The 14,650-nt window shown below is 74.2% G+C and carries 9 protein-coding genes; 5 read left to right on the forward strand and 4 right to left on the reverse strand.

The features are described from left to right. Positions 1-205 precede the first annotated feature (205 nt). Positions 206-406, forward strand: a complete 201-nt coding sequence (locus BM385_RS18875) for a hypothetical protein (RefSeq protein WP_019435229.1) — start codon at positions 206-208, stop codon at positions 404-406. 114 nt (positions 407-520) lie between these two features. Here the strand turns inward: BM385_RS18875 and BM385_RS18880 are convergent, their stop codons facing one another. From BM385_RS18880 to BM385_RS18895, 4 genes are all read right to left on the reverse strand, one after another. Continuing rightward, positions 521-1,285, reverse strand: coding sequence for a hypothetical protein (locus BM385_RS18880; protein WP_093843774.1), 765 nt, complete (start codon positions 1,283-1,285; stop codon positions 521-523). A gap of 248 nt (positions 1,286-1,533) precedes the next feature. Then, entirely contained in the window at positions 1,534-2,640 is a 1,107-nt protein-coding gene (gene prfB / locus BM385_RS18885; RefSeq protein ID WP_026047684.1) for a peptide chain release factor 2, read from the reverse strand. A 140-nt stretch (positions 2,641-2,780) separates the two neighbouring features. Further along, positions 2,781-4,028, reverse strand: a complete 1,248-nt coding sequence (locus BM385_RS18890; RefSeq protein WP_093843775.1) for a serine/threonine-protein kinase — start codon at positions 4,026-4,028, stop codon at positions 2,781-2,783. A gap of 128 nt (positions 4,029-4,156) precedes the next feature. After that, a complete protein-coding gene (locus BM385_RS18895) occupies positions 4,157-5,899 on the reverse strand; it encodes a serine/threonine-protein kinase (RefSeq protein WP_019435225.1) in 1,743 nt (580 codons plus the stop codon). 355 nt (positions 5,900-6,254) lie between these two features. Here BM385_RS18895 and BM385_RS28260 point away from each other — a divergent pair, with 355 nt between their 5' ends. From BM385_RS28260 to BM385_RS18915, 4 genes are all read left to right on the forward strand, one after another. Beyond that, positions 6,255-10,712: an FtsK/SpoIIIE domain-containing protein gene (locus tag BM385_RS28260; protein ID WP_139275203.1), complete on the forward strand. Its 4,458-nt coding sequence runs from the start codon at positions 6,255-6,257 to the stop codon at positions 10,710-10,712. 288 nt (positions 10,713-11,000) lie between these two features. Next, entirely contained in the window at positions 11,001-12,347 is a 1,347-nt protein-coding gene (locus BM385_RS18905) for an ABC transporter substrate-binding protein (protein ID WP_019435223.1), read from the forward strand. A gap of 24 nt (positions 12,348-12,371) precedes the next feature. Beyond that, entirely contained in the window at positions 12,372-13,682 is a 1,311-nt protein-coding gene (locus BM385_RS18910; RefSeq protein ID WP_093843777.1) for an ABC transporter permease, read from the forward strand. Beyond that, positions 13,679-14,611, forward strand: coding sequence for a carbohydrate ABC transporter permease (locus BM385_RS18915; protein WP_019435221.1), 933 nt, complete (start codon positions 13,679-13,681; stop codon positions 14,609-14,611). Before BM385_RS18910 ends, BM385_RS18915 begins: the two co-directional genes overlap by 4 nt. The last annotated feature ends 39 nt before the right edge of the window (positions 14,612-14,650 follow it).

Below are 14,650 nucleotides of genomic sequence, written 5' to 3' on the forward strand. Positions count from 1 at the left end.
TACATGCGGCGGAAGCCCTGGCGGTATCTCCCGGCCGATGGCTGGGGGAGGCTCCCCCCTCGCTGGGCACAGACCTTACGCGACGCGGCGCATGGTCCGCAGACACCGACCGCTACCACCCGCTTTGTACCGATGTGGTGTCTGCGGCTCCGGCCAAAGCCTGGCACAGTAGGTAAGGAGGGGGCTGTGAGAGGAGACGATCGCCATGACCGCCGCCGACTGGCTGGTGTGCGCGAACTGCGCGGGGCGCGTGAGCGAGGGCCGGTGCGCCGTGTGCCGGGACCGGCTCGCGCGGATGCGCGAGGAGCGGGGGGCGTGGGGCCCGCTGGGCGCCCCGGGGGCGTTCCTGGTGGCGGCGCTGGTGGCGCTGGCGGCCGTACTGCTGCTGGTGGCCAGACCGGCCTGAGACGACCCGCGCGCCGCGCCGTACCGTACGCGGACGCACGCCGGGCCCGGAGCGGGATTCCTCTCGCTCCGGGCCCGGTCGCGTTACGCGTTACGCGGTGGGTGCGGGACGCCGTCAGGCGGCGGCAGCACCCTTGTTCACGAGGCGCGGCAGGTAGCGGAAGGCCACCCCACCGGCGATCATGGTCGCGGCGCCGATGATGAGCAGCGCCTCACCGCCGGACGCACCGGTCTCGGCCAGCTCACCACGGTCCCCGTTCGGGGTCTCCCCGGCGGGAGTGGTGGTGTCCGGGACCGTCTCGGTGATGTCCTCGGTCGGCGGGTTCTGCTCGATCGGGCTGGTGCCGCCCTCGGTCTGCGGGCCGGGACCGGTGGAGCCCTCGCTCACCCCGGGGCCGGGGCCACCGGAGCCGCCGCCCTGCTGACCACCGTCGGAGTCGCCACCGTCGCTGTCGCCACCGTCGGAGTCACCACCGTCGCTGTCACCGCTGCCACCTTCGGCGTCACCGCCGTCGGAGTCACCGCTGCCGCCCTCGGCGTCACCGCCGTCGCTGTCACCGCTGCCACCTTCGGCGTCGCCACCGTCGGAGTCACCGCTGCCACCTTCGGCATTGCCACCGTCGCTGTCGCCGCCGTCGCTGTCACCGCCGTCGGAGTCACCGCCGTCGCTGTCGCCGCCGTCGGACCCGCCGTTGTCCTCGCCACCGTCCACGCCGGCGGTCGTGATACCGGGCAGCAGGTCATCCAGGCCGGAGGTGGTCTCCGCCTTGGGGCTGTCGGTCGCGTTGGCCGTACCGACCACCGCGAGGGACGCGCCGGCCGCGAAAATCGCCGCTGCGGCAACCCGCGCGACGTTGGCCCGCGTCTTGGAACTGGCCATAAATCCACTACCCCCTGTAGTTATTGATTCTCGACAATGACTGTCGTGGGGTCGCAGCCTCACTCAAGGGCTGCGGCGGCGCTGCGGGGAGGCATCCTCGGCGGCTCAGGCCGGTCCGTACTGACGTACCCCGCTGCAACTCGCACCCCAGAACACAGGCATGCCGCGAACAGCTTTCCCGCTCGTCATGCGAGCGTCAAGCGGGATGTCCGTTAAATGCCGTTCAACACGTGAGAATTGGGTGAAGGTTACTTCTCCTGCTGTTTGCGCCACCGGATACCCGCTTCGAGGAAGTCGTCGATGTCACCATCGAGAACACCCTGCGGGTTACCGACCTCGTGCTCCGTCCGCAGATCCTTCACCATCTGGTACGGCTGAAGCACGTAGCTGCGCATCTGGTTGCCCCAGGAATTCCCGCCGTCTCCCTTCAGAGCGTCCATCTTGGCCTGCTCCTCGGCGCGCTGATGCGCCAGCAGCCTCGCCTGGAGGACGCGCATCGCGGCGGCGCGGTTCTGGATCTGGGACTTCTCGTTCTGACAGGAGACGACGATCCCGGTCGGCAGGTGGGTCAGCCGCACCGCCGAGTCCGTCGTGTTGACGGACTGGCCGCCGGGTCCGGAGGAACGGAACACGTCCACCCGGATCTCGTTCTCCGGGATCTCGATGTGGTCGGTCTGCTCCACCACCGGCAGCACCTCGACGCCCGCGAAGGACGTCTGCCGCCGGCCCTGGTTGTCGAACGGCGAGATCCGCACCATCCGGTGCGTGCCCTGCTCGACGGAGAGCGTGCCGTACGCGTACGGCGCCTTGACGGTGAAGGTGGTCGACTTGATGCCGGCCTCCTCCGCGTACGAGGTGTCCAGCACCTCGGTCGGGTAGCCCTTGCGCTCGGCCCAGCGCAGATACATCCGCTGGAGCTGTTCGGCGAAGTCCGCCGCGTCGACCCCGCCCGCCTCGGCGCGGACGCTGACCATCGCCTCGCGGCCGTCGTACTCGCCGGAGAGCAGCGTGCGGACCTCCAGCTCGTCCACCGCCTTCTGCACGGCGGCCAGTTCGGCCTCGGCCTCGCGCCGGGTGTCGGCGTCGTCCTCGGCCTCGGCCAGTTCGAACAGCACTTCCAGATCGTCGATCCGGCCGCGCAGTTCGTCGGTCTTGCGCACCTGGCCCTGGAGGAGGGCCAGCTTGCTGGTCACCTGCTGGGCGTTCTCGGGGTCGTCCCACAGCGAGGGCGCCGCGGCCTGCTCCTCCAGCGCGGCAACATCGGCCCTCAGCTGGTCGAGGTCGAGGACAGCCTCGATCGACTCCATGGTGGAGGCGAGAGACTTCAGAGCTTCGGATACATCGACTGCTGCCACATACCCCAGCCTAACGGCTGCCGCATCCCACCCGGCCGCGCACTGCCTTCCCGGCCTCCTGGGCCCCCGCCGGGGCCGGTCCAGGGGGACCAGCGGCGCACCGTCCCCCGGGCTCCGGGACCCGGGGGACCGGGGGACGGTCAGGGGGTGGCGGTCGGCGGGAGGTCCTGCTCCGCCGTCCCTCCCGGGCCCCGGCCGTCGTCGGTGCCGTCGTCGCCGCCCGCCAACAGCCAGCCACCGAGCGCGACGGCCGCCGCCAGACCGGCCGCCACGGTGACCGCCAGCCGGCGCTTGCGGCGGGTGGCCGCCTGGTGGCGCGCCGATCCGGCGCGGGCCTGGCCGGGCGCGCGGGGCGTACGCGCCGTACCGTGCGCGCCGCCCGCCAGTTCCTCCGCGTCGGGGACCCGCATCCGGGTGTGGGTGGCGCGTTCGTCGTCGAGAAGGTCGGGGTGCACCAGCGGGACGGCGGCCGGCAGCGGCCCCGGGTCGGCGCCGCCCGGCTCCGTCGGCGCCGGGAGTTCGTCCGGCCCGTCCGGGTCCCCGATGTCCAGCGGCGGCAGCCCCTCCAGCGACGGCAGCACCTCCCGCAGCCGGGAGGCCAGCTCGCCCGCCCGCAGCCGGGACGCCGGGGCCTTCGCCAGGCACTGCTGCATCAGATCCCACAGCGCCTGCGGCAGGCCGGGCAGCGGCGCCGCCTTCTCCGTCACCTGGCGGCGCAGGACGGCCCCGGGGTGCCCGCCGCCGAACGGCGTGAAGCCGGCCAGCGCCTCGTACAGCACCGTCACCAGCGCGTAGATGTCGACGGCGGCGCGCGGCGGCAGGCCCTCGACGATCTCGGGGGCGATGTAGTCGGGTGTGCCGACGACGCCGCCCTTGCCGCCGTGCCGGGGCTCGTCGATGAGCTTGGCCACGCCGAAGTCCGTCAGCAGCGCGGTGGGCGGCCCCGAGCCGTCCGCGGCCGGCTCCAGCAGGATGTTCTCGGGCTTGATGTCGCGGTGCACGATCCCGGCCGCGTGCGCCACCGACAGGCCCGAGGCGATCTGGGCGGCGACGGCCACCGCCTCGTACGGGGCGAGCCGCCGCTCCCGTTCCAGATGGGTGCGCAGGTCGGGGCCGCGCACCAGGTCCATCACCAGGGCGAGGTCGCTGCCGTCCGGTCCCCCTATGACCAGATCGCGGACGCCGACGATGTGCGGGTGCTCCAGGCCCAGCAGGGCGTGCCGCTCGTGGGCGAAGCGTTCCGCCAGATCCGGGTCGGCGGCGAGGTCCTCGCGCAGCAGCTTGATCGCGACGGGGCCCTCGGGCCCCTCACCGAGCCACACCGTTCCGGCACTGCCGCGCCCGAGGACGCGGTGGGTCGTGTACTGGCTGCCGATGTTCCGTGCCATGGCGTGAGGCTACGACGGCCGTCCGCCGGAGGGACCCGCCGGCCGCCCGGCTTGCCCGGGTTTGATGGCAAGCGGCGGCCGGAATCCGTCCCGGGAAGTCGACAAATCCCCCAGGTCGGCGTCGCCGGTCAGTTGCTCGGAACGTTGTCCACGGCGTCCTGTGCCTGCTCCACCAGACCCAGCCACTCGCCGACGGAGCTGAACCAGTCCTTGGTCGCCTCCCAGAAGCTCTGGCCCTCGGCCACCCACTCCGGCAGCGGCGTGAAGTTCCAGAGCAGGAACGCGATCACGACCAGGATCACCACCATGAACAGGCAGCCCTTGAGGCAGCCGAGCCCGGGGATGCGCATGGGGTTGGCGCTGCGCGACCGGCCGCGCGGCTCGCGCTCCGGCTCCCGCTCGCGGCGGCGCGGGGGCTCCTGGTACCGCTGCGGCGGCGGCTCGTGGTACCGCTGCGGCTGGGGCGCCTGGTACTGCTGGGGCTGCGGCTGAGGCTGTTGCTGGTAGCGCTGCTCGTCCGCGTAGCCGAAGTGCCCGGCGGCTGCGGCCGTGCTGCGCCGCTGGGGGCGGCGCTGCGGGGGCTGCTGCTGCGGCGGGGGCTGGCGGCGCTGCGGCTGACGCTGCGGGGCGCGGTAGAGCGGGTCCTGTTCCGGGTCGAGCTGCTGGAACTGCGTCTGCTCGTTGCGGTCCCGGGCGGCGCGCATCTGGTCCGCCCACGGCGGCGGCTCGGCCGGCTCGGCGGGTCCCGGCTGCGCGGGCATCACCCGCGTACCGTCCAGGCCACCGTTCCCGGCGCCGCCGGCGCCTGCGCCTGCGCCGCCCGCCGCACCGCCCGGGCCGGCCCCGGCGGAGGGCAGCACGCTGGTGGCGGCGTTCGGGTCGTGGGAGCCGCCGGGCATGGCCTGCGTCGGCTGGGCATCGGGCCCGCCGGGGCCCGCGACCTTCACCGGCGCGGAGTCCGGCAGCAACAGCGCGGCCACCCCGTACGCGGCGTCGGCCTGCTCACGGGTGGCGTGCTCGCCGATCCCGGCCACCACCGTCCGCAGCGCCTTGGCCAGATTGACGGCGCTGGGCCGCTCGTCGGGGCTCTTGCGCAGACAGCGGTCGATGACCGTCCACAGCGGCTCGGGCAGCCCCTCGATACGGGCCGGCTGCTCGCTGAGGTGGCGCTGGAGCACCTGGAGGGTGTTCTCCCCGGCGAACGGCGGGCGGCCGGTCACCAGCTCGTACAGCAGGATGCCGGCCGCGTACACGTCCACGGCCGAGGTCTGTGGGCGGCCCTCGGCGGATTCGGGGGCGATGTAGGAAGGGGTGCCGACGAACTCGTGGGCGCGGGTGACGCCCGGGGAGTCGGCGAGCCGGGCGATGCCGAAGTCGGTGAGCAGGGGGCGCAGCGGGGCGCCGTCCTGGCCGCCGCCGGCCATCAGGACGTTCGCGGGCTTGAGGTCGCGGTGCACCACACCCTTGGCGTGCGCGGCGGCCAGCGCATCGGCGACCTGCGCGGTGACGAGCGCGGCGCCGATGGGGCTGAAGGGGCCGTTGTCGCGCAGGTAACGGTGCAGGTCGGGGCCGTCGACGAGGTCCATGACGAGGGCCAGCAGCTCGCCCTCGACGACGAGGTCCCGGGTGCGGACGATGTTGTCGTCGGTGAGCCGGAGCAGGACGGAGCGCTCGCGCAGGAAGCGCATCACGACGTCGGGGTCGTGGGCCAGCTCCTCCTTGAGCACCTTGATGGCGACCAGCTCGCCCGGGGAGCCGGCGACGGCCGCCTCGTCCCCGGCGGTCTCGCGCTGGCGGCCCCGCCACACGGTCCCGGTAGCGCCGCGCCCGAGGGGCTCTTCGAGCAAGTATTTGCTGCCGACCGGCCGCACGTGTGCTCCCTGATGCTTCGCTGATGGTGGTGATGACGAGTGGTGACGAGACCGAGTTCTCCACTCTAATGCCGCCGCCGGTGACCCCGGGGCGGCCGTCTGTTCGGAAGGTTACGATGCGCCGTCCCGGGGCGGCGGTTCCCGGTGGTGGCGGGGGCCGAGCGATCAGATCTGGTCAGATCCGGGCAATCAAGATCATTAACTGCGGCTGACGGGGCCAGGTGTCGGCGTCGGGTGCGAGGATGCTTTCACCATCAGCATCCGATGCGATCGAACGGGTGCGATCGGGCGAACGAGCAGACGACCGGCCGGAGTCACTCCGGGCGGGCCGGGGCGAGCGGGAGGGCCGATGCCGATGCAGATCAGGTTGACCGTTCTGGGACGGGGCGCCGCCGGCGGCGCCGTGGACGTCCAGATCACCGCCCCCGCCGACACCCCGCTGGACGCCGTACTCGGCTCGCTGGCCGCCACCGCCACCCCGGGCGCCGGAGCGCCGGCCGCCGTCTACTGCGAGGACCAGCGGCTCGACCCCCGGCACGCCGTGCTGGGCGTGCCGCCGCTGGTGGATGGCGCGGTACTGGCGTTCCACCAGCCGCTGGCCGCCCCGCGCCCGCCCGCCGAGGCGGCCCGGCTGCTGGTGGTGGCCGGCCCGGACGCGGGCGGGGTGCATCTGCTGCTCGGCGGCGAGGTACGGATCGGACGATCCTCCGGCGCGGATGTCGCGCTGCGCGACCCGGATGTGTCGCGGCTGCACTGCGCGCTGACCCTCGGCGCCGACGGCACGGTGACGGTCACGGACCTCGGCTCGACCAACGGCACCCAGATCGACGGCCGCCCCGTCACCGCCCCGGCCACCCCGATCCCGCCGGGCGCCCAGCTCCGGGTCGGCGAATCGACCCTGCGGGTCGTCCCCCCGGGCACCCAGGACCACTCCGGCGGGCCGCAGGACCACCCCTCGCACCACCCGGAGCAGCCGCACCGCCCGGAGCAGCCGGACACCAGCCCCGGCTCCGCCCGCCGGGCGGCGGCACGGGCGGCGACGGACCACCCCGGTCCGGCTACGGCCGCCCCCGACGCACCCCGCGCGCGGATGTCGCGCGGCGGCGACGCGTCCCCGGCGGGGCACCCGGGTCCGGAGCGCACCGGCCCGTCCGCCACCCCATCCGGCCGGCCGACGCGGGACCACTCCGCCCCCGGGGCACCGTCCGCGCCCGGCACGGGCGGTACGGTCCCCACTCCCCCGGCCACCGGACCGTCCCGCCCCGGAGCGGAACGGTCCGCAGCGGGCGACCCGGGCCCGGCACCCGCCGCTCCGCCCGCCCCGTCCACCTCCGGAACCGGTCGGCCGACAGCGGACCGCGCCGCCTCCGGGGCACCGCACCCACAGGCATCGCGCGGCACCGTGCCCGGCCCGGGCCACGGCGGTATCCCGTCCCAGCACGACGGGCACAGCGCCGACCGGGGCGCCTCCGTCGCCGGGCAGTCGCACGACAGATCCCGGGACGCCGCGCGGACCTCCGACACCGGCGTCCCCCATGCCCGGGAGAGCGCCGACACGGGGTCGGACGTGTTCTCCCCGGAGACCAGCCGCACCGTCCGGGGCACGCGGTACGACCGCGCCGGTGATCCCCGGCCCTACCCCAGCACCGACATGGGCCCCTTCACCCCGGGCCACCAGCCCGGCGCCCGCACGCAAGCCGCCGACGCCCCGACGAACGGGCCAGGCACCGGCGACCCCACCCGAGGCACCGAGCGCCACCAGACGCAGGGCCCGGAGAACGGCAGCCCCACCGCCGAATCCCGGACATCCCGACCCGGCACGGGCACCGCCGTCGGGCGGACCAGCGACCCCCGCACCAGCGCTGCCGCCGGAGCGAACAACAGCACCGCTGCTCACGGCACCCCACCGGCCCGCCCGGGCGCGCAGGGCGCGGACCCGCGTACAGGCCGAGCGCCGACGCACGCGGACTCCGCGCTCGACGCCCGGGCGCTCCGGACCGGTCCGGGCGGGGACACGGATACCGGACGGAACGACACCGCCCGTCCCCGCAGCGGCGCGCCCTCCCAGTTCGGCGCAGCCGCCGCCCAGGGCTTGGAATCACACGCGGGCCAGGGCTCCGGCACCACCGGTCCCGCGCACGACACCCGTACCTTCCGTCCCGGCACCGGCAGGGACACGAACCCCTCCCGGGGCGAGGGCGCCCGGGCCCACGGCTCTCTCGCCGACCGCCCAGGTGACACCGATCCCGGGAGGAGCGTCGAGCCACCCACCGGGGGCCACACCGGATCCGCCGCCGCCATGGCCTCCGGACGCAGCACCACGGCCCGCACGAGTACCAGCGCGGACGACCCCACCAGCCACTCCGATGAGGCCCGGGCCTCCCGGCCCGGCACGACCCCGCCGCAGGACGCCGGACCTCGCGCTGGCAACACCGCCACCAGCACCAGCACCAGCAGCGCTCCGGCCGACCGGAGCGGTCTCCGCCCCGGCGATGCCGGCCCCGTGCGGGGCGTCGAGCCGCCCACCGGCCCCGGTGGGACCAGCCACGCCGCCGCACGGAGTGCCACCGCCCGCGCCGGAGCCGACGCCGCCACGCCCGCCCCCTCCCCGGGCACCGCCCCCTCCCGGGGCACCACACCCGGCGTTCCGCGCGCGCAGGGCGCGCAGGAGGCGGGGGCCGGCGCGCCGCAGGTGGCGGGCGGTGGGCCGGACGCGCACGTCACGCGCGTCGGGCAGCCCGCGCTGCGCCCGCCGCGCAAAGGGATCGTGGGATGGGCGCTGCGGATAGGGCGCGGCGGGCGGTCGGCGGACGCCGCCGAGGTCGCCGCCGCGCGGGCCGAGGCAGCCGCCGCCGATGCCCGGTGGCCCGACCCCGCCGCCATACTGCTCGCCGCCGTCGAGGGCGATCCCCTGCTGTGGGCGCGCGACGGCGCGCACCCGGACGCGTTCACCGTGCGGCTCGGCACCGTGCAGCAACCCGCCGGGCCGCTGCTTCCGGTGACGCTCCCCCTGCCGGAGGCCGGTTCGCTCGCGCTCACCGGGCCCCGGGAGCGGCTGACCGGCCTGGCCCGAGGTGTCCTGGCCCAGCTCGCCGCCCTGCACGACCCCGGAACGCTGCGGATCGTCGTTCTGGCCGACGGCGGCGCCCGCGAGTGGTCCTGGCTCGGCTGGCTGCCGCATCTGCGGCCCGCCCGAGGCGAGAACTGCCGGCTGCTCGTGGGGTTCGACCCCACACAGATCGCGGCCCGGCTGCGCGAACTGGTCCAGCACATGCAGCAAACCCGACAGGCACAGCAAGCCCGGCACCGGCAGGACGGACCGGGCGCACGGCAGGCGGCAGGTGTCCCCACCTCCGCCACCACCCCCCGTACCGTCGTCCTGATCGACGGGGATCCCGGTTCCCCCGCCGCCCGGGAGGCCGCCGTCCATCTGGCGGCCGAGGGGCCGGCCGCCGGCATCCACCTTCTGGTCCTGGCCGACACCGCGGGCGTCCGCGCGCCGGTGGCCTGCGCCACCACCGGGGTGCTGAGCGACTCCGTCACCGGTGTTCTCCATCTCACCGGCCCGGACGGGGCCGCCCGGCCGCCGGTCACGGCCGACGCCGTGTCCCGGGCGTGGGCCGAGCGGTTCGCGCGGGCGCTCGCGCCGCTCGGGGAGCGCGCGGAGAGCAGTGCCGCGCCCGAAAGCGGGTCCCCGCAGCCGCTGCCCGACAGCGTGCGGCTGCTGGACGTCCTGGCGCTGCCCCGGGTCACCCCGGCCGCCCTGCGCGAGCGGTGGGCCGGGCGCAGCGGGCTGCCCCTCGTGCTGGGCCTCGGCGGTACGGGGCCGGTGGAGGTCGATCTGGCCGCGTTCCGTGCCCCGCTGATGATTTCGGGTCCGCCCGGCTCCGGCCGTACCGAACTCCTCTGTTCCCTGGCGGTCTCACTCGCGGCGGGCGCGGACCCGGACGCCTTGTCCCTTCTGCTGATCGAGGGTTCCGCCACCGGCGGCGGGCTGCGTCCGGCGGCCGAACTGCCGCAGGTGGCGGGGCATCTGGCGGCCACCGATCCGATGCGGATGCGGTCTTTCGCGCAGGATCTGCGGGCCGAGCTGAAGCGGCGCGCCCTGCTGCTGGGCGAGGACGGGACGTTCGGTACGGCGGTGGTGGCGCCCCGGCCGCCCGCCGACGACGGCAGCGCCCGCGCCCCGCGCACCGTCCACGACGCACCATCCTCCCCTCCCTCCTCGGCCGGGCAACTGCCGCGCCTGGTGGTGCTGGCCGACGATCTGGACCTGCTGCTGACGCCGCCGCTCGGTGCGCCGGGCCGGCCCGCCGCCGGATCCGTCATACGGGTGCTGGAGGCGATCGCCCGCGAGGGGCACCGGCTCGGCGTGCATCTGATCGCCGCCGGGGCCGACCTGACGGAGGCACCCGGCGGCGGTCCGCTGATCGTGCTCGGCGGGTCACCGGCCGGCCGGGGCGAACTGCGCGCCGGCTCCGGGGCCCTTCCCGCCACGGGCGTCACCAGCGCGACCACCGCACCCCCGGCGACCGGCACGACCGGCCCGACCGCGGCAACCGGCCCGGCCGCCGTAACCCCCTCGCCCACCGCCGTCACCGCCTTCCAGGCGGGCCGGGTGACGGGCCGGATCCCGCGGACCGCGACCCTGCGCCCGACCGTCACCCGCCTCGACTGGTCCACGGCCGGCGATCCGCCCGCCCGGCGGCCGGTGAAGGAACTGGGGAACGGCCCCACCGACATCGCGCTGCTGGCCTCGGCGGCGGTCCGCGCGGGCCGCAACGACACCGCGGGCACCGCCTCCCTCGTCTGACCCAACCGCCCCCTCACACTCGCACATCCCCTCACACAACCGAACGCTTTCCCCCGCTGAGCTGCGATGACCGATAACGGGGTAGTCACAAAGGAAGGTTGGCGAGGCGGCTGGTCTTGCCTGTCCCCGGCCACGCGGCGTAGTACGAGGGACACAAGGACGTGCGGCGTGGCATGCCCGGTACCGCACAACCGAGTGCCGTGAGCCCGCCACGCCAGATGATGGAGGACGGAACTCATGCCCAGTTCGATTCGGGGACCCCGGAGAGCGGCCCGTGCCGCAGCGGCTGTGGCCGTCGCGTCCGCGCTCGCCTTCACGGCGGCGTGCGGCAGCGACAGCGACAGCAACGGGGGGAACGGCAGCGGCGGCGGCGACAACGGCGGCGATCACGCCCCCTCCATAGAACTGCCCGACCTGGCGGGCCAGTCCCTGGAGGTGGCGGCCGTGTGGACGGGCGCCGAGCGCGACAACTTCGTCGCCGTCCTCAAGGAGTTCGAGGACCGCACCGGCGCGAAGGTCAGCTTCGTGCCCAGCAGCGACAACGTCTCCAACTTCGTGGGCACCAAGATCGAGGGCGGCGCCCCGCCGGACATCGTGATGGTGCCGCAGGTCGGCGTGTTGCACGAGTTCGCCGAGAAGGGCTGGCTGGCCCCGGTCGGCCCGTCCGTCCAGGAGCAGCTGGACGCCAACTTCGGCCAGGGCTGGCAGGATCTGGGCGCGTACGACGGCGAGCAGTACGGCGTGTACGTGAAGGTCGCCAACAAGTCGCTGGTCTGGTACAACGCCAACTCCTTCGCCGCCGCCGGGGCCACGGAGCCGACCAGCTGGCAGGAGTTCATCGACACGGCCTGGCTGCTGTCGGACTCCGGCACCACGCCCGTATCGGTCGCGGGGGCCGACGGCTGGACGCTGACCGACTGGTTCGAGAACATCTACCTCTCGCAGGCCGGCCCCGAGGCGTACGACCAGCTCGCCGCGCACGAGATCCCGTGGACGGACGAGACGGTCACCAACGCGCTGACCACGCTCGGCGAACTGTTCGGCGAGGACACCCTGCTGGCGGGCGGCGGCTCCGGCGCGCTCCAGACGGACTTCCCGGCCTCGGTCACCAACACCTTCTCCGACCTGGAGGCCCCGACCTCCGGCATGGTGTACGAGGGCGACTTCGTGGCCGCGTTCATCGCGGGCAACACGGACGCGGTCGTCGGCGAGGACGCGCTGGTCTTCCCGTTCCCGGCGGTGGACGGTGACGCCCCGGTGGTGACGGCCGGCGACGCGGCGGTGGCGCTGACCACCGACGGGACGGCGACCGAGGCGCAGGAGGCGCTGCTGGCGTTCCTGGCGTCCACCGACGCGGCACGCATCTGGGCGCAGCCGGGCGGCTACCTGTCCCCCAACCACTCGCTGGAGCTGGAGGCGTACCCGGACCAGGTGACGCAGGACATCGCCGCCGCGCTGCTGGCCGCCGGTGACGACTTCCGCTTCGACATGTCCGACCAGGCGCCGGCGGCGTTCGGCGGCACCACGGGACAGGGCATGTGGCAGGGGCTCCAGAACTTCCTGCGCAACCCGGCCGACATCGAGGGCGCCCAGGAGTACCTGGAGGCCCAGGCCGTACGCGCGTACGGTCACTGACGCGGAGCGGGGCTGACACGGACCATGGCTTCCGCCAAGGCGGTAGCGGTCATCAGGGCTCGTCCCTGGGCCGTCGCATGTTTTCTGCTGCCCGCGCTGCTGCTGCTCGGCGCGCTGATCGTGTACCCGATCGGGTACACGATCCAGCGCAGTCTCTTCGACGCGTCGGGCAGTAGTTTCGTCGGTCTTGAGAATTTCCAGGACCTCTTCACCAATGAGGCGACCCGCAAGGCGCTCAGCAACACCCTGATCTGGATCGTGGTGGCCCCGGCCGTCGCGACCGGCCTGGGGCTGATCTTCGCGGTGCTGACCGAACGCATCCGCTGGGCCACCGCGTTCAAGCTGGTGGTCTTCATGCCGATGGCCATCTCCATGCTGGCGGCCGGCATCATCTTCCGGCTGGTGTACGAGCAGGACCCGGACCGCGGTCTGGCGAACGCCGCGCTGGTGACGGTGCACGACACCTTCTCCGGCGGCGCCGCCTGGCCCGACGCCCGCCCCCGCCCGGACACCGGGCTGACGGCGCAGGAGGACGGCGCGTACCTGGTGGACGCCACGGCGCGCGCCGGGGAGCCGGTGCTGCTGCCGCTGGTCGGCGTCAAGCCGGCGGACGCCTCGGGCGAGGCGGAGGCCGCGCCGGCCGCCGCCGACCCGGGCGCGGTCACCGGCACCGTCTGGCTGGACTTCGCGCCGGGCGGCGGCGGTACCCAGGACGTCATCGACCCGGGCGAGAAGGCACTGTCCGGGCTGAAGGTGGAGGCGGTACGGGAGGACGGCAGTGTCGCCGCCTCGGCCACCACCGGCGACGACGGGACGTTCAGCCTGCCCGCCGAGGACGCGGACGGCACCCAGCTGCGGCTGGCCGCCGGGAACTTCACCGCCGCGTACAACGGGGTGGAGTGGCTGGGCCCGACGCTGGTCACGCCCGCCATCATCGCCAGCTACGTCTGGATGTGGGCGGGCTTCGCCATGGTGCTGATCGCCGCCGGACTCGCGGCCGTGCCGCGCGAGACGCTGGAGGCGGCCCGGGTGGACGGCGCGAACGAGTGGCAGGTGTTCCGGCGGATCACCGTGCCGCTGCTGGCGCCGCTGCTCGCGGTGGTGCTGGTGACGCTGATGATCAACGTGCTGAAGGTCTTCGACCTGGTGTACGTCATCGCGCCCAGTTCCTCGCAGGCGGACGCCAACGTGCTGGCGCTTGAGCTGTACCGGTCGTCGTTCGGCGGCGGGGCCAACCAGGGGCTCGGCAGTGCCATCGCGGTGCTGCTGCTGGTGCTGTGCGTGCCGATGATGATCATGAATGTGCGGCGGCTGCGACAGGAGAAGAAGCGGTGAGCGCCTCGACCGAAGCGGCGGCCCCGTCCGCCCCCAACCCGCCGCCGCACCGTACGGACGCCCCGGCCGGGCCGCCCAAACCGTCCCTCGCCTCGCGCATCGGCGCGATCGCGGGCGGCGGCGCGGTCCGGGTGGTGCTGACGGTGCTGGCCGTGCTGTGGCTGCTGCCCACCGCCGGGCTGCTGGCGTCCTCCTTCCGGGACCCGCGGGACATCGCGTCCTCGGGCTGGTGGGAGGCGCTGACCGACCCGGGCCAGTGGACCGGCGCGAACTACAGCGCGCTGCTCAGCAACGACGCCTTCACCAGCTCGCTGTGGACGACGATCGCCATCACGGTCCCGTCCACGGTGCTGGTGATCGTGCTCGGCGCACTGGCCGCGTACGCCTTCGCGTGGCTGGACTTCCCCGGCCGCGACTGGCTGTTCGTGCTGGTGGTGGCGCTGCTGGTGGTACCGGTGCAGGTGGCGCTGATCCCGGTGGCGCGGCTGTTCAACACGCTCGGCATCTTCGAGACGACGGTCGGCGTGGTGATCTTCCACTCGGCCTTCGGGCTGCCGTTCGCCATCTTCCTGCTGCGGAACTTCTTCGCGGAGATCCCGCGCGAACTGCTGGAGGCGGCCCGGCTCGACGGGGCGGGCGAACTGCGGCTGTTCACCCGCGTGGTACTCCCGCTGGGCGGCCCGGCCATCGCGGCGCTGGGCATCTTCCAGTTCATGTGGGTGTGGAACGACATGCTGGTGGCGCTGATCTTCGCCGACTCCAGCTCCCCACCCATGACGGTGGCGCTCCAGCAGGAGATGCGCCAGTTCGGCAGCAACATCGAGGTCCTGGCGCCGGGCGCCTTCCTGTCGATGCTGATCCCGCTGGGCATCTTCTTCGCCTTCCAGCGCCAGTTCGTGACGGGCGTGATGGCGGGCTCCGTCAAGTAACACCGACTGCGACACGGAAGGGGGCCGCCCCGGCCGGGG

This window comes from Streptomyces harbinensis (assembly GCF_900116145.1).
Taxonomy (GTDB): domain Bacteria; phylum Actinomycetota; class Actinomycetes; order Streptomycetales; family Streptomycetaceae; genus Streptomyces; species Streptomyces carpaticus.

Bases quoted from the DNA above. Each gene is read 5' to 3' on its own strand.
- BM385_RS18875 (WP_019435229.1), top strand. From the start codon at position 206: ATGACCGCCGCCGACTGGCTGGTGTGCGCGAACTGCGCGGGGCGCGTG.
- BM385_RS18890 (WP_093843775.1), bottom strand. From the start codon at position 4,028: ATGGCACGGAACATCGGCAGCCAGTACACGACCCACCGCGTCCTCGGG.
- BM385_RS28260 (WP_139275203.1), top strand. From the start codon at position 6,255: ATGCAGATCAGGTTGACCGTTCTGGGACGGGGCGCCGCCGGCGGCGCC.
- BM385_RS18910 (WP_093843777.1), top strand. From the start codon at position 12,372: ATGGCTTCCGCCAAGGCGGTAGCGGTCATCAGGGCTCGTCCCTGGGCC.
- BM385_RS18880 (WP_093843774.1), bottom strand. From the start codon at position 1,285: ATGGCCAGTTCCAAGACGCGGGCCAACGTCGCGCGGGTTGCCGCAGCG.